Below are 21846 nucleotides of genomic sequence, written 5' to 3' on the forward strand. Positions count from 1 at the left end.
TCCTTTTCATGCCCCATGCGAAGTGAAAACAAAGAGAGAAAACGAGTGCAGGTCACCTTTTGTTATCCATAGCCGCGGCTATACGTCGAAAAATCAAAATAGATTTATATAGTTGAGTAAAAGCCCGATTGGTGAGGGCTTTTACTCAGTGGAGATGAAGAAAAACCCCATTGATTAGAGTTTCACTTTATAAAATCCCTATGTAAAAGTAGTGTGGAAAGCTTCTATTAAGCACTTATACAATTTATCTATGAAAATGTGTTACAGTGGTTCTTACATATATAAGATATAATAGAGAGGAGTAAGTGATTATGATCATTCGTAAAAGAAAAGAAGAACTGATACTGATTCGGCAACATGATCATGGATTTCTGTCAGGAGAAATAGCAAAACATTTTACGACTCGTTTTTTTGCAAGTAAGGTTTATCTGAAAGAGTCTATCGCTGCTATTTATGAGCATGACCGTGGCTGGATTGGATTAGATAAAACTCCGATTTGGAATGATGCAAAAGAATTACCATATTCTTTTATGGATTGTCCGAGTTCATTACGGTTTGTTTTTTATACATTAGGGCTTGATGAGATTGAAACTACGAATCTATATGGAGCACTACTTTGCAGTAAGCACTTTACTTCATTTCCTCTTAATCAAGAAGATACTGAAATGGTTCGTTTTTATAAACAAGAATTGGATCGTCAAAAGAAAATTTTGAAAACGTTAACAAAATTTCAGAAAGCTATTTTTGAGAAACATTATAAACTTCTGAAGTTCTGTGATGAATTGTCTCTCTATACATGTATGAATGAACCTGGTGTAAAGAAAAATGAAGAAATTGATTTATTTAAAGAAGGATTTGAAGGGGCGGAAATATTCACTCGATATAGTGATAGTCCTATAATAGCTGAATGGATAGATGAAGAAAAGATTCGAGTTACACCATTTCCTTTTGCAACGGAATTTAAAACCCATATAAGATTTAAGTCTTTACATAAGAATGAAATAGAAAAGAGTGGGATAGTTCAAGCAGATAAGAACGTAGAATTCCAAAAACAAGAAATTCGTTTTATCAGTTGAAAGTATGTGAATGATACCCATTTTCATTATTTGTCGCATATGTCCAGTTATATATAAATTTCAAAAGGCTAATGAAAAAGGACTGACTCATAAAGAGATGAGGCAGCCCCTGTTCTGTTATATTAAGATTCTATATGATGATTAACTTGCAATCTGCTTATCGGATGCTTTTAACTTTTCAGCTTGCAAGAATCGATTTGTTTCAGTGACAACAACACCGCTCAATCCAATGAGACCAATTAAGTTTGGAATAGCCATGAGTCCATTTGCAATATCAGCAAAAGTCCAAACGATACCTAGTTTTAAGTTTGCACCAAGGGCAATGATTACAATAAAAATAAAACGATAATATCGGACTGCTTTACGGCCGAATAAATATTCTACACATTTTTCACCGTAATAGGACCACCCTAAAATCGTTGAGTAAGCGAATAAGATAATTGCGATACCAAGAATCATACTACCAGTGTTACCAAATACAGATTGGAAAGCTAGAGTCGTTGCTTCGACACCGGTTTTCCCTGATTTCCAAGCCCCTGTTGTAATAAGTACTAGACCTGTAATTGTACACACGATAAATGTATCAAGGAAAGTCCCTGTCATAGAGACAAGTGCTTGTTTAGCAGGTATATCTGTTTTGGCAGCTGCGGCTGCAATTGGTGCACTTCCTAGTCCAGCTTCATTTGCAAACACGCCTCGTGCCATTCCGATTTGGATTGCCGATGCAATGGTTGCCCCAATAAATCCACCAGTAGCTGCTGTTCCATTAAAGGCACCAGAGAAAATAAGTGAGAATGCTTCTGGAATTTGATCCCAGTGATAAAAAATAATAATGAGTCCGGCAATCACATAAAAGAAAGCTTTAATGGGAACGAAAAATCCTGTGACTTTCCCAATTTTTTTCACACCACCTAAAATGACAATGGCAATAAAGAAAGCCATTAAAATACCGGTTAGGGCAGGTGGGAAAGAAAAGTTAATTCTCATTGCTTCTGCAACTGAATTAGACTGTACCATATTACCAATTCCGAAAGAGGCAGTTGTACCAAAAATAGCAAATAGAATAGCGAGCCATCTCTTTCCTAAACCTCGTTCTAAATAATACATTGGGCCACCGGAGTATTCACCATTAGGACCATTCACTCGATATTTTACGGCAAGAATGGCTTCTGCATATTTCGTTGCCATGCCAAACAGGGCAGTAATCCACATCCAAAAAATTGCACCAGGACCTCCAATCGATACTGCAGTTGCAACACCAGCTATATTTCCCATTCCAATTGTAGCAGCCATAGCAGTCATTAATGCTTGGAAATGACTAATATCTCCAGAAGAGGATTTGTCTTCGGATTTTCCAAATGCTAGTTTATGTGCATACAAAAGTTTAGCAAACTGCAAACCTCTTAGGCGCACTGTGAGAATGATTCCAGTTCCTACAAGAAGGAACAAGGTAGGTAATCCCCATACGTAATGATTAATCTCTTCTAATACTTGACTTACTGTCTCCATCTCTATTCTCCTTTTAGAAAAAATAAAAACCATTTCACATGAATGAAATGGTCTCTGGAGAAACAAGGGATAGAAAAATAAACCGATGTAAATCGGCATTTTCTGTCGCTTGTCTCTGTCCTTTTACCTGAGAGATTATCCGTCAGTTTGACGGATTTGCTCCTTCGGTGCTCTGTTTCCTCCGTGTTGCTGTACAACAGGAGGGAGTCTCTCCAGAGATTCGTCCCCATGCAGTTCTACTTGTAACCAAGACCTGAGAGTTTCAAAGCTAATTCATCAACTTTTTGCCCCGTCGGTAGATCGATTGATCTTCTCCTGAATGGTTCATCCGAATTATGTGATTAATAGAAGCTAATTTAGTCAGTTTAATTGAATAAAATCCAATATTAATATGACACAGCTTCTAGATAATAACTAGCAACAATTATATGACGCTTGCAAACAAATTGCAAATATTAATTATCTGAAGGTAATCGTCAAATATTCCCCACCTACAATTTGTAAATAACCCATGAGATAATCTCCTTACATACTACATGTGGAGGTTTTTTTATGAAAAAACAGCTAGTAAAGAAAGAATGGGAAGCTTATATTCAAGACTATAAAAACAGTGGATTATCAAAAGTTGCTTGGTGTCAAAAACAGAACCTACCGGTTCATCGGCTTTATTACTGGCTGAAAAAATTATCACCTGAAACTGAAGATCAAAATAAAAATGAGCGTGTGAATTGGATTTCTATGAATGTCCCTGTCGTAGAAGAAAACATACATGCCACCATTCGAATTCACATTCAAGAAGCAGCCATTGAATTAGATGTACCTTTTACTCCACAAGTGCTCCTACAAGTGATGCAGGCGGTGAAACAACAATGATATCAGAAATCGCAATTGAAAAAGTATATCTTGCACAAGGGGCAACAGATTTACGTAAATCAATTGATGGACTAGCGGCTATTGTAAAAGAAGAATTTGAGTTAGACCCCTTTTCTTCTTGTTTATTTGTTTTTTGTAATCGCTCACGCGATAAACTAAAAATTCTTGTTTGGGAACATAATGGTTTCTGGTTGCATTATCGCAGATTGGAAAAGGGAACGTTTTACTGGCCAACTAAACATCCAAGTGTGCCACTTACCATATCAAAGCGACAATTGAGATGGCTTCTTGATGGATTTGCTTTTCACCAAAAACAAGGGCATCAAGCTGTACATGCGAGAACCATTTTATAAAAATCATATATGAAAAGGAATTTGAATGATTTTGTCGAATTTATTTATCTATGAAAACGACACTTTCCCATTCAAATCAACCCACAATCGAATCACCTCAAGCTCAAGTAGAGGAACTCACGGCAAAAGTGAGATGGTATGAAGAACAATTTCGTCTTAGTCAACAAAAACGGTTTGGTACGTCTAGCGAAAAAACACCTAATAATCAACTCGCTTTAGAACTGTTTAATGAGGCTGAGAAAGAAAGTGATTCTGAAACAACCAAACCAGCTGTTGAAACGTAAACGTCAAGTAACTTCAAAAATATGCAATAAAGATTGATTTTAGAGTTGCTTGACGTTTACGTTTTTGGTTAGATATTACGAATATATATAATCATGAATACGACTATGAAAACTAACAATAGAAAGTTATTTACCCCCCACAAAAGTATGAATAGTCATTATGGTCGAAAGGAATGGAATAGCTATGTTCGATAAAGGTAAGAATCAAACTAACGATATAATTTTTTCATATGATGTTAAGAAAGACGATAAGGTGCTTATTTATTGGTATGATAAGCTTATAAAAGTACTTTCAGGTGAAAATGCAAAGAAATTTTTATATAAAATCGAAGGTGCAGATGATGCAGAATCCCAGTTCATTATGGCTAAGCTTACCAGAAACCTTAAGCGTGGAAAGGACGAAAACACAAATACTATTGTAATAAGAGGAACTCATTATACTAGAAATAGGAATTAAGACTACTCATAAATAGATTTTAAATAAAATTACAAAAGATGTTAAATCTCCTTAAGTACATAAATACTTGGAGGAGATTATCTCATCATTAATTGAATATTAAAATGTGGGGACAATTTGACGCATACGTTGAAACGATCACCTATCGTCGCAAAAAGAAACGTGGTCATAGGGATGAGTCTGTCCAAAACCTTCCGATTGAAACGGTTGAATATCGTTTACTTGATGAGGAACAGGTTTGTTCGTGCTGTGGTGGTGCTTTGCATGAGATGAGTGAGAAGTCCGAAAGGAACTAACGATTGTCCCTGCAGAAGTAAAGGTGACGGAACATAAGAGGTATGTATACGCTTGTCGTAAGTGTGAATTAGATGAGGTATCCACACCAATTGTGACGGCTAAGATGCCAGCCCATGCCTTTCCTAAAAGTATCGCTTCCCCATCAATTATGGCGTATATTATGGCACGAAAATATGTTGAAGGATTACCTCTTTATCGTCAGGAAAAGCATTTTGAACGAATGGGGATCTTCTTATCACGACAAACGATGGGAAATTGGTTATTATATGGGACTGATCGATGGTTAGTGGTTTTGTATGAAAGGATGCATGAACATCTACTTACTCGAACCATCCTTCATGCGGATGAAACAACCTTCCAAGTCTTACGCGAACCTGGTCGAGCCGCAACAACCCAGTCCTATCTGTGGTTATACCGTACAGGGCGAGAGGATATCCATATTGTTCTCTATAATTATCAACCCACAAGAGCAGGGGAACATCCGAAACGTTTTTTAACTGGTTTTCAAGGGTATTTACAAGTAGATGGATATGGAAGAGCTTAAGGAGGGGATTCAACCAGGTGAAACATATGAGATACCCCAGGTTTACATAGGTCAATATCAGAAGTTACCGACTCGGGTTATTATTCATCGGTTGACAGAAGAACAAACACAAAAACGTTGGAAAGATCAGGCTATAAAAGAAAAGAAAAAAGGCATTGTATTCTCAGAACGAAGTAAACGGTTAAGCGCTATGAATGTTTATATCACGAACATCTCTTCCGAAAATGTACCGATGGAAGATATTCATTCTCTGTATTCGTTACGGTGGCAAATAGAGATTCTATTCAAAATCTGGAAATCATTCTTTGGAATCGACCATTGTAAAGGTATTAAAAAAAGAGCGTCTGGAATGCCATCTGTATGGGCAATTAATTGGCATCCTTATCTATTCACTAAAGACACTGAAGATACGATTAAGGCGCATGCCAATATAGTTAAAAACAGCTTTAAATACGGTTTGTAGTAGGAGAAAAATTTTTTAACTGGAAAACTCATGATTTACCCCTTTTTAGTGTTTTTGGAATGACACATATAAGGGAGTACAGCGTTTACATTTAAGAAAGTGTTCCACCCTTATATATTTTTACGGTTTGAATCTTCACGTTTTTCATGTAAATTGCCTCCTTGTTATTTGATATTATCATTGTAAATTGTTTACTAATTATTGAACAGAATATTTTATTAATTTTCTATAATTGGAATAAATGAGAATACAAAAAAAGTGCCCTTTTTCTTTTTGATGAATTATCAACGGTATTGTTTAACATAGCAAAAAATAAAAGCTTTTAACTTTCGCTTTCAAACAGATTCACTCGCCGAATAAGAAACAAGCGATTTAGTGAAAAACTCTTTTAAACGATATTTGTCTGCAGTACTAAGTTTTTCAATTTCTTTAATAATCTCCTTGAAATCATACTTACTCTTTAATATTTCTATAGCCTTACTCAAATAAACGATATTCCATAAAGTCTTGATGGCAATGTGGCGGGGCCCAAATTAAAGTTTTTTAAACCTAATTGGACTTACCATTAAGAGAGCGAGGATTAAGGTAATCCATGCATTGCTATATGAAAACAATCCCATGCCAGCCAATGGTAATCCAGCAGCTGGAATAGGTAATCCCTTAAAATATCCAATGGTTGGTTTAACACTAAATTTAGCTAATCTTAAAGCACCCATCGTTGGAAAAAGGATAAATGCCAAAGAAGTTAAAATAGATGGTGCTGCTATTGAATGAAATAGAAGTGCAGGAGCAACTCCAAAACTAACAATATCAGCTAAAGAATCCAATTCTACGCCAAACTCACTATTCACTTTTAATTTTCTCGCAATCCTTCCATCAAGAAGATCTAAAACAGCCGAAAAGAAAATAAAAATGGGGGCTACTTCCAAAAAGCCACTCATATTCAAGGTAATTGAAAAAACACCGCACAATAAATTTCCGAGCGTAAATAAATTAGGTATAGCTTTTACTATCCGATTGAACAAGGTTGTCCCCCCTAAGTTGATCAAACTTCCCATTTATGTAGCATTTTCTATATATTCTTCCGTTATTCTTAAAAATACATGACCACTGTACGCTAAGCAAATTTCGACAAGAAAAAAGCCGATTTCCTGTACGTTAAGGAAAATCGGCTTTTCATTATTCTAAAGGAAGATCGAGCTTATTTCATTTTTTATCGTATTTTCATCATTAATGAAAATCATCTTACTCTACTTACAGCTTCCCTTACAAACATATGTTTAATTTTGTTTATAAACATCTGCCGCTAACTCTTGTAGTAAAGGCTCGTCTATTACTTCAAAATAACTTTCCTTCTTTTCCAACACTCCTTTATCACAAAGAATATTTAACGTTCGCATCTGAAGATAGTTTTTTAACATTTCGACTACTTATTCTTCAACCTCAGTTTATTGATATGTATTATTACAAAAGTGTAAGGTTTTTGTAATGAAAATAGATAATTTGAATGTAGTGCTTGTGATAGTATACGAAATATCAAATTACAAAAATCTAAAGGTGAAAAATATGAAAAAATTATTCGTATCGATCGTAGCAATAGCCCTTGTTTCAATTGTCTATATAGGAATTGCTGAAAAAAATGATTTACTTGATATTAAAAAATGGGGAACAAAAGAATACTATGTTCAAATTACTGAAGATGGTAAAGAAGAAATGTCTGAAGCAGATGATGGAACAACAGTTAAGCTGTATTGGTATACATTGAAAGCATATAATAAAAAAGGCGATGAAATAACCGTAAAATTTTTCGCAAATAAAAACTTGAAGTTAAATGCGTTTCTACGTGTTGATGTAGGTGGTAAATATAAAGATAAAACTTACGGAATTGACAGTTATGAAGAAGTCAAATCAGACGACATACCTAAAAAAGCAAGAGAACAGATAGATAAAAAATAATATATAGTTCGGATAGAAAACTAGAGGACACCAATTCTTTAGAACAGCTCAAGCAGCTGTTTAAGAATCTGGTGTCCTTTTTATTTTGCAAAGGGAGATGTGAAGTATGAAGCTATTAAGAGATCAATTACGTGAATGGAGTAAGCAGAAGAAACAAGCAAAGAAGGGAAAGATAAGCCACTTAGCAAACATGACATTAAACTAGCAAAACGTTACTCGGTTGAAGCAAAGGCTAGCGAAGATAAGGTTTTACAAAAAACATAAGATATGGATAAATAATAGATAAAATATTCATAGTGAAATCTATAGATATTATATAATGATTTCTATGATGAAAAGTGCTGTATACTTTGCTTTTAAGTTGTTAAAAACTTATAGATAAGGGCTTATTAGGAATGTAAGATTCAGTTAGCATAAATCCGAAGTCAAACAAGAGAGGAATTTAAAATGTCACTTCTAAAAAACAAGGTAACAAAGGTATTAGTTCGAAAATTATAACCATATTTTTAGGGTTAATAGGGACGATACTATTTAAAAAAAAGAATAGTGACAACATTTATTCGAGTTCTTTTTTTATTGCACCATTTTAATAGAACAAGCATATATTATAGTGTGAGACAAGCATAGGTCGCTTATTTCACGCTCATCAGAAAACTCCTTAACACGAAAGGGCACCTAGTGGCGTGGTGCTCTTTTTTTATTGAACGAAATGGACACCAAAAAAAGAGACAAGCATATATTATAGTAACTCATTAACTTTAATTGCTTTAACTTTCGTTAATGAGAAATCTCAAAATCCCTTAAAAGAGTGCTCGCGGAAACGAGTGCTCTTTTTTATCGGACAAATCGCAAATCTATGATTTATTTAAATTTAGTGCACTTCAATTAAAAAATGTATGTATTATAAACTTAGTCATTACTTGTACAGTTAGAAAGGAGGAAAAGAAATGCAATATCCAATGTTCTTATCTAAGAGATTAACAATACGCTCGTTTCAGTTAGATGATGCTCCTAAAGTTCAAGAATTAGCAGGAGATAAAGATGTGGCAAAAACTACTACAATTATTCCTCATCCTTATCTAGATGGCTACGCAGAAGAGTGGATTACATCTACTCATAAAGCTATGGATAAGGGTGACAGTTTTCACTTTGCAATGGTTAATGAGCAAAATATGCTCATGGGTTGTATATACCTTTTTATTAATAAAAAACACAATAAAGGAGAACTGGGCTACTGGGTAGGTAAATCATATTGGGGTAAGGGGTACTGTACAGAAGCGGGACAAGTCATCGTTAAATATGCATTTGAAGAATTAAGGCTAAATCGTATTTATGCTGATGCTTTCACTAAAAACCCTGCCTCTTCTAAAGTAATGCAAAAATTAGGATTGAAATACGAAGGAACATTTAAACAGAGTTGTTTGTACTGGGGAGTTTATGAAGATACGGTTGTTTATGGCTTAACGGAGTCTGATTATTGCAAAAGTAAATGACTTTCCCTTTCTTCTTTCAGCGAATAATGATAACACTAAGGTTTTATTTCTTTACTTCCGCCTTCGGGATTTATGTGAACTAAAGGAGACAATATATGGTTAAAGATAAAATTGTAGCATTAATTGAAGAGTATAATCAAAAGGATACTTTCTAGATAGATTGTATCCCTATAATTGTAGTTATGTAAACTACGAATGTATGGAGTAAACAATTTACGTTTCTCATTCTTTAATCAAATTACATAATAAAATAAGATAAAAAGGAATCGTACAGAGAAATGAGGAAATTAAAGAAATAAGTATGAATCAGATTATTTAGAGGTGATTAACTATGGAAATTATTAAAGCAACATCCTCCTATTTTTTAATAGAAAAACTTTCTGAAGGTATATATGCTGCAATCGCTAAGAAAGGTGAAGGGGCAATGAGTAATGCTGGTTTCATTGATTTAGGGGATGAAACTCTTATATTTGATACATTCACAACTCCTAACGCCGCTAGAGATTTACGAAAAGTAGCAGAAGAAATTACTCAAAAAGAAATTAAATATGTTTTTAATAGCCATTATCACGGAGATCACACTTTTGGTAATCAAATTTTTGAAGACGTAACGATCATTTCAACTTCAATTACAAGAGATTTACATGCACAGACGAACGTTATTGGGGATTTAAATAAGGAACAAGTAGATATGCAGCTATACTTAGGTCAGTTGGAGCAAAGAATGATGACTGAAAGTGATCCAGTCTTACTGGAAAGTCTTGATAGTCAGTTTAAGGAAATATCGAAAGTAAGCGCAGCATTACCTGAGTTACGAATCGTACTTCCGAATTTGACCTTTGAAGATAAGCTTGTCATTCACGGTACATGCCGAACAGTTGAGTTATATTGCTATGGGGGTGGTCATACTCCAAGTGATGCTTTTCTGTATTTACCAGAGGAAAAAATTGCATTTATGGGCGACCTAGTGTTAGATAATCTACATCCTCCTATTTTTAATTCCCAGCAATTTATTGACAATTTATCTAAAGTTGATGCAATTGATATTCAAAGAATAGTTCCTGGTCACGGTAATATGGTGACAAAAAATCAAATTCAGGTTATGTTGCAATATTTGAAGCACCTTAACCTGAAAGTAGCTTCTTCTTTAGAAAAGGGAGAATCCTTAGAGAAACTGTTATTAACTGATACTTCTAAAGAATATACCAATTGGACAGGTGTCGACGGGTACAAGCGAAATCTTACTGTTGTATACAATGAACATAAAGAATAACAGTATTAAATCGCTGAAAACAAAGTTTAGGAGAAATATCGTTATTGTACAAGAATAAAAAGACATAAAAAAATGAATTCCGAGAACTGGACTTATGTAAAAAGCTAGCATGTATCTAGCTTTTTCTTTTTTGTTCATGGATGTTCTAATCTCTTTATTTGTCATATTTTGAATAAAATGAGTGTAGTGCGATAAATTCAATAGAATCAAAGGAATGAATGCAAACAAACATATAAAGGTTTACATCCGCGTACTGAATTAATTTTCTGATATTTTTGATTTATTTGTTTTCTCGCTGTAATATGAAAGCATCAGGTTAAATTGAAACGAGGGAGATAGATTGACGGTAATTAAAAAAATAGGTCGTTTTTGCTCAGTTGATCATGATGGTTATATGATTAATGATTCACATATGAATAAAGTTCAACCAGCTTTTTTTGAGGTTATACAGGAAGTGAAGGATACTTGTATCCGCTTTTTAAAGAATGATTTACATAGTATTTATATTAGAGGATCTATTCCGAGGGGGATAGGAATAGAGGGAATCGCAGATATAGATACAATCGTCTTAGTTGGGAAAGATCCTAAGGTGATAGATTTGGGCTGGAGAGAAAATGTAGAGAAAGAAATTCTAAGAAACTTTCATTGTGTATCTGGAGTGGAATTCAGTTTTTATCATGTGGAAGATGTGCTAGATTCTACTAACTTTTCATTTGTTAGCTTTATGATTCAGACTCATAGCATATGCGTATTTGGTGAAGATGTAAGGCATCAGTTGCCAAAATATAAAGTAAGTATAGAGTTAGCAAATGAGCATCTTATTCATTTACAAAAGCAAATAGAACAAGCGCGTGAAGAGCTTATTCATAATAATGATAGTGATGATATACAGGACTGTTGCCGCTGGATTATGAAAATTATTGTTAGGGCGGGACTAGCACTGACAATTGGTAGGGAGGCATTATATTCAAGAGATTTATATCCGGCTTATGAATTATTCAGTAAGCATTTTCCTGACCAAGAACAACAAATGAGAAAAGCACTCCAATATGCGATTGCTCCTTCGGAAAATGCACAAGAAATTTTAGCGTTTTTGGATGGCTTTGGAGATTGGATGATGAAAGAATCTGATCAATGGTTAACTACTAATGATTTTTATAAACTATAATCATGTTATGTAAACAGTGTTTTTTCTTGAATAATATAGAATCATGTACGGAGAGGCGGGAGTTGAAAAGCATGGATTTTTATATTGTTGATGTTTTTTCACAAGGTAAATATACAGGCAATCAACTTGCTGTTTTTACAGGCGCTTATCAAATTTCGGGTGAGGAAATGCAGCAAATTGCCAAAGAGATAAACTATGCTGAAACAACGTTTATTGTATCTAAGGAGGAGATAGACAAAGGATATAGTGTACGTATTTTCACACCAAACGAAGAAGTACCTTTTGCGGGACACCCGGCGTTAGGAACAGCTTTTATATTAAAGAGTGAAATCATTCGAAAAATAATCTTGATGAAATTCTATTACACTTTCAAGGAGGTTCAGTACCGGTCACTTTTCATCATGAAACAAATGTCGTATGGATGAAACAAAATGACCCTACGTTTGGGAAGGTTTTAGATAGAAAAGAAGTAGCGGAGGTATTGAATATTGATGCTTCACATATCGATAATCAATATCCGATTCAAGAAGTATCAACAGGATTGCCAGTTATTCTTGTTCCTTTAAAATCGTTAGCTGCGGTTAAGAATGTAAAAATAAATAAAGAAAAGTATTTTCAACTGATTGCACAAACAGAAGCAAAGGCGATTATGGTATTTACTTCTGAAACGTATAAGGAGGAAAATCACCTTAATGTTCGTGATTTTGCGGAGTATTATGGTATTCCAGAAGATGCAGCAACTGGGAGTTCAAATGGTTGTTTAGCAGCATATGTAACAAAGCACCGCTATTTTTGTTAAGAAAAAATAAATTTACATATCGAACAAGGATATGAGATGAATCGTCCTTCTTTATTACATGTTCGTGCGGAAGAAAAAAATCATTTGATTGAGATTTTTGTAGGCGGAGAAGTAACAAGCATTGCTAAAGGGAAATGGAACGCATAATACAAATAAAGGGGGATCTATATGATTTTAAAATCAATTTTTTGTCATGTAGAAAAAGAGCAAAAAGAGTTATTTTCAACGGCTCAAGAAAAGTGGAGAGAATTAACGAAACTAGAAGGATTCCATGGACAATTTGGTGGATGGAATGAGGAAACAGCTTGCGTATTTGCTGCTTGGGAAAATATGAACACATACCAGCAATTTATGAATGAAACGCATGACACAATCTTTTATAATAGCAATCAAAAGGATACATATACACTCTGTGAAACAGAATTATATCAATCTTTATTTGATATGACAGAGACTTCATTTACAGAAGTAATTCCAAATAGTTCTTTTGCAAGAATCGCAATATGCGATGTGAAAAATGGAGATGATCAGCAGTTTTTACATGTGCAAGAAACGGTTTGGAATATAGGTATGGAAAGATCAGAAGGAATGTTAGGAGGCGTTGTTGGAAGATCTCTTACAAAGCCGAATCGTTATCTCGTTCTTTCTTTATGGAAAGACGAAGAATCACATCGATATTATGTGGAAGAAATTTTTCCAGCGTTATATGAATTAGCAAATGTATCAGCGTATGTGTCAAATGTAAATGGGAAACAGGTTACATACGTCGATGAGTGGTCTGTATGCCCCGCATATTTCTAATAAAAAGAGTGGATACATGATGTCATATCTAAGATATATTATTTTAGCCGCAACAGTTGTCCTGCATGAGAAGAATGAAATTTTGGTGCTAAAAAGTCCGAAATGAGGATGGGGAATTCCTGGTGGCTCAGTAGAAGAAGGGGAAGCAATTCGTCAAGATGTAATAAGAGAAGCGAAAGAAAAAACAAGGATTGATATTGAAATTATCAAATTTATATTTTTAAACACTTGCAAAAACAATTTGAATATTGTATATTTTATAGCAATAAGTGAATGCTATTTCAAAAGCAATGAAAAGGACACGAGTTATTTTTACGGTTATACAGAGAAGGAAGGAAAGCTGAGAACTTCCTAACGCAGGAAAATGACTTACCACCTTAGAGCTGTATTGGGGAAAATAAGTATCTAATACCGTATAGCCACGTTACGGCAAAGGAAGCTATCAAAATCCTTTATAGAAAAGGTGCGATAGGAATCTGGGTGGAACCACGGATATAAGCATATTCGTCCCTATTATTAGGGATGAGTATGCTTTTTTGTTTTTTAAATTCATAGATGATAAGCAATGAAAAGGACACGAATGATTCTTTACGGTTATACAGAGAGGGAAGGAAAGCTGAGAACTTCCTAACGCAGGAGAATCATTTACCACCTTAGAGCTGCACTGGGGAAATCTTAGTATCGAGTGCCGTATAAGCGACGTTACCGCAAAAGAAGCCATCGTGTTATTAGGAAAAGATGCGATGGGAATCTGGGTGGAACCACGGGTAAAAGCACACTCGTCCCTACTATAGGGATGAGTGTGCTTTTTATTATGAAATGGAGTGGTAAAGATGAGTGAACAAGTAATTCGAATTATTTTTCCAGATGGCAGTGAAAAAGAATATGTAAAAGGCATTACTTTAGAAGCGATTGCAGCATCGATTAGCTCGAGCTTAAAAAAGAAAGCTGTAGCTGGGCAGGTAAACGGTCAATTATTTGATTTACGCCGAAACATTAATCACGATGCGAAAATTGAAATTATAACTGTAGATTCGGAAGAAGGAATACAAATCGGAAAGCACACTGCTGCGCATGTGTTAGCACAAGCGGTAAAAAGATTATATCGCAATGTGAAATTAGGAGTAGGGCCAGTTATTGAAAATGGATTTTATTATGATATGGATCTTCCTAATAGTATGACTGTTGAAGAATTATCTCAAATAGAAAATGAAATGCAGAACATTATAAACGAAGATTTAGAAATGGAACGAATGGAAGTTACTAGGGATGAAGCGAAAAAGATTTTTCAAGACTTGAATGACCACTTAAAGTTAGAGCTCTTAGATGATATTCCAGCTCATGAAATTGTAACAATTTATAAGCAAGGGGAATTTTTAGATTTATGCCGCGGGCCACATTTACCGTCAACTGGATATATGAAAGCATTCAAGTTGACTCACGTTTCTGGTGCATATTGGCGCGGTGATAGTAATAATCAAGTTCTTCAACGGATATATGGTGTTGCTTTTTCTTCACAAAAGGAATTAGAAAATCACTTGCAGTTTGTAGAAGAAGCGGCGAAGAGAAATCATCGCAAGCTTGGCAATGAACTTGAATTATTTATGTTCTCTGAAGAAGCACCAGGAATGCCTTTTTATTTACCGAAAGGGCAAATCATACGAAATGAATTAGAATCTTTTCTAAGAGAATTGCAACAGAAACATGATTACCAAGAAGTTCGTACTCCTTTTATGATGAATCAAGAGCTATGGGAACAATCAGGACACTGGGATCATTATAAAGATAATATGTATTTTTCAGAGGTCGATCATAAAAGCTTCGCGTTAAAACCGATGAATTGCCCTGGACACATGCTAATATTTAAAAATAAATTGCATTCCTATCGTGATTTACCAATTAGAATGTGTGAATTTGGTCAAGTGCATCGACATGAATTTAGCGGTGCACTGAACGGGCTATTAAGAGTACGTACATTTTGTCAAGACGATGCACATATATTCGTTACACCGGAACAAATTGAAAGTGAGATACAATCGGTAATCAAACAAATCGATTTTGTTTATCGTACATTTGGTTTTGAATATGAAATAGAACTTTCGACAAGACCAGAAGATTCAATGGGAGAGGATGAATTATGGAGAGAGGCAGAAGATGCTCTTGAAAATGTACTGAAATCATTGAATTATAACTATAAAGTTAATGAAGGAGATGGCGCATTTTACGGACCGAAAATTGATTTTCATATTAAGGATGTGCTAAAAAGAAGTCATCAATGTGCAACAGTTCAACTTGATTTCCAAATGCCTGAGAAATTCAACTTACATTATATTGATGATAAAAATGAGAAAAAACGACCTGTCGTCATTCACCGTGCTGTATTAGGATCACTTGATCGATTCTTAGGTATATTAATTGAACATTTTGGTGGAGCCTTTCCAACATGGTTAGCCCCTGTTCAAGTAAAGGTGATTCCTGTTTCAGTAGAAGTACATGAAGGGTACGCGAAAGAGATGGAGGAGAAGCTGAGACATGCTGGTATACGAGCTGAGCTAGACGTTCGTAGTGAAAAACTTGGATATAAAATACGAGAAGCACAAATGAAAAAGACTCCTTATATTCTTGTAATCGGGGATAAAGAAATTGAGAATGAAGCTGTAAATGTTCGCAAATATGGGGAAGAGAGCTCTGAAGTTGTTTCGTTTGCTGCATTTATGGAAGGGATTCAGCATGAGATTCATAATAAAAAGTAATGTAGAATGATAAAGGTATCAGGAATCATTTATGAAAGAGAGACAACGAGTGATAATATTCATAAAAATATTCTAAATAAAATGTTATACATTATATGGTTGTTGGTACATCACTTTTGATAAGTGGTGTACTTTTTATTTGTTAAACAAATGGATGATAGTTGCGTTGTAGTAAATGAAAAAAGGATAGATGAAAACGATCTGTTTTCATCTATCCTTTATTTGTTATATTTTATAAAGGGGGTAAATCAATCTTTCCTTCTTCAAATAATTCTTTAATCATATGCTTCGTATAGCCAGCAGCCTGAGCAAATGTGATTTTCGCAGGCATTGGGGCTTCGTTTACATCGACCACAACATCGATAATACACGGTTTATCTTGCTTTACTGCGTTTTCAAAAGCAGGGAGTAATTCATCAATATGTTCGACACGGTAACCAACTCCGCCGCATGCTTCTGCATATTTTGCAAAATCAGGATTTGTTAAGTCTGTACCAAATTCAATATTTCCCATCACTTCTTGTTCGAACTTAATCATAGCGATTTTGTGGTTGTTTAAGACAACGACAACAATAGGTAGTTTATATTTAACGGCTGTGACAAAGTCGTTCATTGTCATACCAAATCCACCATCACCGCATATTGCGAAGACTTGTTTATCCGGATACGCAATTTGTCCAGCTAGCGCTCCAGGTAGTCCGCAGCCGAGTGTCGCGAGCCAGCTAGAGATGATAAATTGCTGGTTCGTCATTCGAAAATGACGTGCAGCCCACACTGTTACATTTCCGACATCAACGGATAAAATCGCATCATCATTTGCTACGTGCTGCAGTGCATGCATGACTCTTTGTGGTTTGATTGGAGTAGAAGAGTCTTCTTCTTGATTATGCAATTCTTCTTCCCATTTTTTCATGAGTTCTTGATGATGTTCTAAGAAAGAACGATCTGTATGCTTTTCAACATTTTGTGTGAACCATTTCAACGTTTTATCGGCGTCTCCAGCCAGCCCGATATCAGTTGGATAACGTTTTCCGATTTGTGCAGGATCCGTATCGATATGAAGTGTTTTTGCTTTTTCTGGTAAGAACCCTGTGAAAGGATAAGAAGTACCGACCATGATTAGTGTATCCGCATGCTGCATTGCTTCATAGGCAGGTTTTGTTCCGATTAATCCTAGCCCACCGATACAAAGAGGGTGTTCATCTGGAATGATACCTTTTGCTGGAAGTGTTAAGACGATTGGTGCACCAATATGCTCGGCAAATGTCAGTAAAGATTCTTTCGCATGTTTTGCTCCTTTACCAGCTAAAATAACAGGTTTCTTTGCCTCGTTTAATGCTAATGAGGCTAATTTTAAATCCTGTTCTTGCGGAAATAGTTCAGGTAATGTAAAAGAAGAACTTGTTACACGTGCGCCAGCTTCCACTTCAAACTTCGGCACATCATCTGGAATTGTAAGAACAGATACACCTTTTTTCGTATAGGCCATACGAATGGCTTGGTTTACAACGGCTGGAAGTTGCTCGGCTGACATGATGCGTTGGTTATATACAGCTACATCATCAAACATTCTTTCTAAATTTACTTCTTGGAAAAATCCGGTACCGAGTAAATCAGATTCAATTTGACCCGTAATCGCAAGAACAGGTGCTTGATCTAGTTTTGCATCATATAATCCATTCAATAAGTGAATGGCCCCAGGCCCAGCAATCGCCATGCATACCCCAAGTTTTCCTGTTAATTTTGCATAAGAAGCAGCTGCTAAAGCACCAGCTTCTTCATGACGAACTTGAATGAATTTTATTTTATCTTGTGCTTTGCGAAGCGGTTCAATAATGGAATTAATTGAATCGCCAGGCATGCCATATACGTGGTCAACACCCCACTCAATTAATAAATCAACAAGAACTTCACCGGCAGTTTTTCGAAACATGACAGTTCCTCCTTACATATTGAGATACTATTATGTTTCGGAAAAAAGGATAAAATATACAAATAATAAATGGAGTTCTTTTCCTTTAGTGCTGACCCGCAAATAGTGTGAAAATCGTAATAAGTAAAAATCCGAAAAGAGTCCAAGAAAGAAAAGGGAGTATCGATAAGCGTTTCTTCGCTTTCAAAAGCATTTCATGTATTGTTACATATCCTAAAGATCCGATGGCACTTCCCATTATTAGGCCTTGTAAATGAACTGCTTTGCCGTTCATCATTATACCGAATACGGTGCCGACACCAAGGATGACCGATAATAAAAGAATCGTTAAGATAAAAGAAATGGATTTATGCTGTGTGAATAAGAAAGGGATCATTAAAGCTAAACCTTCAGGGATGTGGTGAATAATAATGGCCAGTAAGAAGGGAATAGCAGATTCGTTATGGCTTGCGAAGGCCGCTCCTAATGCAAATCCACTCGGCATATTGTGAATAAAAATCGCGAACGAAAGAAATAAAAAAGTTTGCCATGCTTGCTGATCTTTTTTATGTATCACAGGATGGTGACAATAGTTATCCATTAACATCATTAATAAAGCTCCAAGTGAAATCCCTAGTATAGGACCGATCACCTCAAAGCTTGAAAATGTTTCGGGAATAATTTCTAACAATAACAACCCAAGTAAAATGCCGCCGCAAAGTGCATATAAGCGATACATTTTTTCTTCAATGAGTTGTTTTGTTGCAAGGCCGACTACTCCTCCCAGCAATAAACCACCAAATGAAAATAACGTAACGATCATCGGAATCCATAATCGTTCCATCGAATCACACTCCAATTTTGTAACCTTCTTATTAACTTACTATGAAAGAATAAAGATTAGTCCAAGTTATTTAGTGATCAATCTGGTTATTTGTTGTGATTTATATATTCAATTTAAATAAAAATAGTAAGAACTTTAATTTAAATAAAAGGCAGTTTGGAGGGATAATATGCATCAACTAAACCATAAAAAATTTGAAGCAATAGATTTTAAGGATTACTTCCAACTAGTATCGAATGAACAAGTTATGGCACAAATTACAGAACGAGCGATTCCGTTAGAAGAAGCTCAAGTAAACTATCGGAAATTATTAGAACGTAATGAAAAATATGAGATATATGGCTCATATAAGGTTTACGATAGTGTAACGGATAAATTTATTGGTCTCGGACATTTAACATTAAATGAAAATGAAACCGAAGAAGCTGAAATTGGTTATATGATATTACCTGAATATTGGGGTAAAGGATATGGTAGTACGATTGCAAAACAATTAATTGAACTAGCTAAGCAAACAAAATTGAACATACTGAAAGCAGTTATTGATCCAGAAAATATACCCTCTAAAAAAATTTTAATAAAGCAAGGATTTACATCAGAGAAGGTTTGTGAAATCGATGGGTTACCTGGAGAAATTTTAAGTAGGTTTATATAGGAGGCAAAAGTGGAAGATTCGATAATCGTATTAATTAACTTTATAATAAGGAGTTTTTAACAATTTTTCAGAGACAGCCTCTTTTTTATGGTTAAGTATAAAATTAATGACACTTTGTTTCCTTATCCTTATTAAATAAAGGAGTTTTGAACACGATTTTATCAGCTAATTCTTCTGTCGATATCAAAGAATGTACTTTTTTTAAGTATAGGAAATGTTCGTCATTACTTGTTGTTTGTTCATAAGAAAAGTCAGGGTCTGTATGTACTCTTTCAAGTAGATTGGAAGAGATACATACCGCTACCGTTACTGTGTTTGAAATAGAATTTAAATTAATGTTAAACCCAGCAAAGGCAGAGTACTTTATATTTTTCATTGTTTGAACGATGTGCTCTAACTTTTCAATTGTAGTCTCTATTACAATTAGTGGGGAACAAATCTGATTTAGTTCTTTGATGTGTTTTCTAGATTTATAATCATATACAAAGTAAAAATGTCTAGCTATTGGAAGGGTTTGTATATGTTTGGTTAATGAATAATACTGATCTGTCATCCCTGCAGTTAGATTATTTTTTGTTTCTTCTAGAATAAGAGTATAAGTGAGATTATTCTCCACTTGAATTTCCTGTTTACTGAAATTTATATTAGACAAATGATTTGGAATGAATTGCTTATTTAAGCTAATTTCACAAGCATGACCTTTGTAAATCCCAATTAAATATTGATTGTTCATATAGTGCCTCCTAAATTGTTTTATAATTGTATAGTGCATATAGCTTAAAAATTTTTATTGGTAGCTTTTAGTTAAGATAAGGATATTTTTTCTTAAAATACTATGTTTTTGTTAGGAGCAATTTTTTATATAACGTAGATCTGGTAATTGTGATGTATTTAATAAAAGTTCAAATTCCTTTAAGGTCAATCTATTTAGCCACATCACATATCACTGTCAATAAGGCGTTGGGGTATTTTAGGAATTATGAAATGGTTTCATAAAATGCTTTGCGAATAGCAGTTTCTCTGGGGTCATCAAACATTTGCATCCCAACACGTGTCATGGCATAAGCGAATCCAACTTGATTTATGGGATCTGCGAAACATAAAGAGCCTCCTGCGCCTGGATGACCGAAACATGAAGAATTGCCATAGTGAGAACCAGTTTTCAGCGGTTTGAAAAAACCTAATGAAAAAGCAGTATCTACCGTTTGGACAGCATCATGCCATCCATTATTCGTTCGTGAAGGTGGTTGCGATAGTTCATCCAATGTATGTGGATTTAAATGTAAAATAGGACCACCGTTAGCAAATTCACTATAGATTTTCGCCATGTCACGTACTACACCGATACCGTTTTCAGATGGGAATTCTACTTCTCGTAGTTCTCTTTTGTTAAAATTATCATGTGCTAGTAATCCCTTTGGATCTACCATACTGCGTTTTGCTAAAGACTTTGGATTCATAAATGCCCATAGTAAACTTTTTGGGAAGGAGCCAAAGCTTTTAAATATATCAAAGATAGATTGAACTCCCTTGATAGTCGCAATTCGTTCATCAGGAAGAGAATTGGGTATACCAATATACATTTCTGTTTGTAAAGGTTTTGCAATTTCTTCACTAAAAAATTGAGTTAAGTTTCGTCCTTGTGGATCTACATGACGAATTAACTCACTTATAAACCAGCCGATTGTCCCTGTGTGATATCCGTGTTTAGTACCAGGTTCCCAAGCTGGTTGCATTTGTTCTAAATAAGGAGCAACGTGCTTCGTATCAAAATCACGAAGTGTATGTAATGGTAATTTGTTAATACAACATAACCCCGCTTGGTGTCCAAACAGTTGCCGAACTGTGATGTTTTCTTTACCATTTACTCCGAATTCTTTCCAATAAGTAGATACTTTCTCTTCGTAATCTATATAACCTTTTGAATGTGCTAAGGCCAATGCGAGAGCAGCAAATCCTTTTGTTCCAGAAAAAATGAGAACTGCTGTATCTTCTTGCCATAGTTCTTTTGTATGATGATCACGATATCCACCCCATAGATCAACAACACATTCACCTTTGTAATAAATGCAACAAGCTGCACCTAATTCTTCACGAGATGTAAAATTTTCTGTAAATGCATGTTTTACTTGTTCAAATCCAGGCCTGACGAAACCGTCAATATGAATAGTTTGTTCCATTTGTACAGCCCCTTATTATTTAAAATGTAACATTTTAAAATATTAATATATATAACAATACTACACCAATATATGTAAATCCTGCTTTTCATTTAATAGGGGAAAGGGATAACAGCTTTCAACGACAAAGCTGCATATATATTCAGAGAGACTTTC

General features: G+C 34.9%; 18 protein-coding genes, 5 pseudogenes, 1 riboswitch and 2 other annotated features. Of the genes and pseudogenes, 16 read left to right on the plus strand and 7 right to left on the minus strand.

Annotated elements, in window-relative coordinates; translation table 11 throughout:
* Window positions 1–311 precede the first annotated feature (311 nt).
* Complete coding sequence (locus QUF99_RS15555) at window positions 312–1076, plus strand: DUF3891 family protein (protein ID WP_289371140.1); 765 nt, start codon at window positions 312–314, stop codon at window positions 1074–1076.
* 141 nt (window positions 1077–1217) lie between these two features.
* On the opposite strand, the gene QUF99_RS15560 is transcribed toward QUF99_RS15555, so the two are convergent.
* Complete coding sequence (locus tag QUF99_RS15560; RefSeq protein WP_289371141.1) at window positions 1218–2585, minus strand: alanine/glycine:cation symporter family protein; 1368 nt, start codon at window positions 2583–2585, stop codon at window positions 1218–1220.
* A gap of 105 nt (window positions 2586–2690) precedes the next feature.
* Window positions 2691–2811: riboswitch (glycine riboswitch) on the minus strand.
* Between the two features lie 326 nt (window positions 2812–3137).
* On the opposite strand from QUF99_RS15560, the gene tnpA reads away from it, so the two are divergent.
* The 6 genes and pseudogenes from tnpA to QUF99_RS15590 form a co-directional block, all read left to right on the plus strand.
* Window positions 3138–3458 carry an IS66 family insertion sequence element accessory protein TnpA gene (gene tnpA, locus QUF99_RS15565; RefSeq protein ID WP_289371142.1) on the plus strand — a complete coding sequence of 107 codons (321 nt, stop codon included), beginning with the start codon at window positions 3138–3140 and terminating at the stop codon, window positions 3456–3458.
* Entirely contained in the window at window positions 3455–3811 is a 357-nt protein-coding gene (gene tnpB / locus QUF99_RS15570; protein WP_289371143.1) for an IS66 family insertion sequence element accessory protein TnpB, read from the plus strand. Before tnpA ends, tnpB begins: the two co-directional genes overlap by 4 nt.
* 50 nt (window positions 3812–3861) lie before the next feature.
* Window positions 3862–4092, plus strand: a pseudogene (locus QUF99_RS15575) (transposase domain-containing protein); the annotation flags it as partial.
* A 187-nt stretch (window positions 4093–4279) separates the two neighbouring features.
* On the plus strand, window positions 4280–4552 hold the full coding sequence (locus QUF99_RS15580; RefSeq protein ID WP_289371144.1) for a hypothetical protein: 273 nt from the start codon (window positions 4280–4282) through the stop codon (window positions 4550–4552).
* 131 nt (window positions 4553–4683) lie between these two features.
* A pseudogene (gene tnpC, locus QUF99_RS15585) lies at window positions 4684–5381 on the plus strand (IS66 family transposase); the annotation flags it as partial.
* A pseudogene (locus tag QUF99_RS15590) lies at window positions 5374–5806 on the plus strand (transposase); the annotation flags it as partial. The pseudogenes tnpC and QUF99_RS15590, both read left to right, overlap by 8 nt.
* 583 nt (window positions 5807–6389) lie before the next feature.
* On the opposite strand, the gene pssA reads toward QUF99_RS15590, so the two are convergent.
* Complete coding sequence (pssA, locus tag QUF99_RS15595; protein ID WP_289371146.1) at window positions 6390–6881, minus strand: CDP-diacylglycerol--serine O-phosphatidyltransferase; 492 nt, start codon at window positions 6879–6881, stop codon at window positions 6390–6392.
* A 255-nt stretch (window positions 6882–7136) separates the two neighbouring features.
* The gene (locus tag QUF99_RS15600; RefSeq protein WP_289371147.1) at window positions 7137–7277 is read right to left on the minus strand and encodes a hypothetical protein; all 141 of its coding nucleotides are present in this window, start codon (window positions 7275–7277) and stop codon (window positions 7137–7139) included.
* A gap of 67 nt (window positions 7278–7344) precedes the next feature.
* Between QUF99_RS15600 and QUF99_RS15605 the strand changes: the two genes are divergently transcribed.
* The 8 genes and pseudogenes from QUF99_RS15605 (at window position 7345) to thrS (ending at window position 16099) form a co-directional block, all read left to right on the plus strand.
* The gene (locus QUF99_RS15605; RefSeq protein WP_289371148.1) at window positions 7345–7812 is read left to right on the plus strand and encodes a YxeA family protein; all 468 of its coding nucleotides are present in this window, start codon (window positions 7345–7347) and stop codon (window positions 7810–7812) included.
* 947 nt (window positions 7813–8759) lie between these two features.
* Entirely contained in the window at window positions 8760–9305 is a 546-nt protein-coding gene (locus QUF99_RS15610; RefSeq protein ID WP_289371149.1) for a GNAT family N-acetyltransferase, read from the plus strand.
* A 331-nt stretch (window positions 9306–9636) separates the two neighbouring features.
* Window positions 9637–10578, plus strand: a complete 942-nt coding sequence (locus tag QUF99_RS15615) for an MBL fold metallo-hydrolase (RefSeq protein ID WP_289371150.1) — start codon at window positions 9637–9639, stop codon at window positions 10576–10578.
* Window positions 10579–10918: 340 nt separating this feature from the next.
* A complete protein-coding gene (locus QUF99_RS15620) occupies window positions 10919–11746 on the plus strand; it encodes a nucleotidyltransferase (RefSeq protein ID WP_289371152.1) in 828 nt (275 codons plus the stop codon).
* 71 nt (window positions 11747–11817) lie between these two features.
* A pseudogene (locus tag QUF99_RS15625) lies at window positions 11818–12692 on the plus strand (PhzF family phenazine biosynthesis protein).
* 21 nt (window positions 12693–12713) lie between these two features.
* The gene (locus QUF99_RS15630; RefSeq protein WP_289371154.1) at window positions 12714–13346 is read left to right on the plus strand and encodes a YdbC family protein; all 633 of its coding nucleotides are present in this window, start codon (window positions 12714–12716) and stop codon (window positions 13344–13346) included.
* A gap of 115 nt (window positions 13347–13461) precedes the next feature.
* Window positions 13462–13566: pseudogene (locus QUF99_RS28555) on the plus strand (NUDIX hydrolase); the annotation flags it as partial.
* A gap of 61 nt (window positions 13567–13627) precedes the next feature.
* Window positions 13628–13861, plus strand: a binding site (T-box leader).
* A gap of 41 nt (window positions 13862–13902) precedes the next feature.
* Window positions 13903–14136: a binding site (T-box leader), on the plus strand.
* A gap of 43 nt (window positions 14137–14179) precedes the next feature.
* Window positions 14180–16099 carry a threonine--tRNA ligase gene (thrS, locus tag QUF99_RS15635; protein ID WP_289371155.1) on the plus strand — a complete coding sequence of 640 codons (1920 nt, stop codon included), beginning with the start codon at window positions 14180–14182 and terminating at the stop codon, window positions 16097–16099.
* A gap of 232 nt (window positions 16100–16331) precedes the next feature.
* Here thrS and QUF99_RS15640 read toward each other — a convergent pair whose 3' ends face one another.
* Together QUF99_RS15640 and QUF99_RS15645 are read right to left on the minus strand one after the other, a co-directional pair.
* Entirely contained in the window at window positions 16332–18032 is a 1701-nt protein-coding gene (locus tag QUF99_RS15640) for a pyruvate oxidase (RefSeq protein WP_289371157.1), read from the minus strand.
* Between the two features lie 85 nt (window positions 18033–18117).
* On the minus strand, window positions 18118–18855 hold the full coding sequence (locus tag QUF99_RS15645) for a ZIP family metal transporter (RefSeq protein ID WP_289371158.1): 738 nt from the start codon (window positions 18853–18855) through the stop codon (window positions 18118–18120).
* 169 nt (window positions 18856–19024) lie between these two features.
* Here QUF99_RS15645 and QUF99_RS15650 point away from each other — a divergent pair, with 169 nt between their 5' ends.
* Window positions 19025–19510 (plus strand): GNAT family N-acetyltransferase, encoded by a 486-nt coding sequence (locus tag QUF99_RS15650; protein ID WP_289371160.1) that lies wholly within the window; start codon window positions 19025–19027, stop codon window positions 19508–19510.
* A gap of 103 nt (window positions 19511–19613) precedes the next feature.
* Here QUF99_RS15650 and QUF99_RS15655 read toward each other — a convergent pair whose 3' ends face one another.
* Window positions 19614–20243: a hypothetical protein gene (locus QUF99_RS15655; RefSeq protein ID WP_289371162.1), complete on the minus strand. Its 630-nt coding sequence runs from the start codon at window positions 20241–20243 to the stop codon at window positions 19614–19616.
* A gap of 244 nt (window positions 20244–20487) precedes the next feature.
* The gene (locus QUF99_RS15660; protein WP_289371163.1) at window positions 20488–21690 is read right to left on the minus strand and encodes a serine hydrolase domain-containing protein; all 1203 of its coding nucleotides are present in this window, start codon (window positions 21688–21690) and stop codon (window positions 20488–20490) included.
* Window positions 21691–21846 lie beyond the last annotated feature (156 nt).

The organism is Bacillus sp. DX4.1, from assembly GCF_030348195.1.
Lineage (GTDB): Bacteria > Bacillota > Bacilli > Bacillales > Bacillaceae_G > Bacillus_A.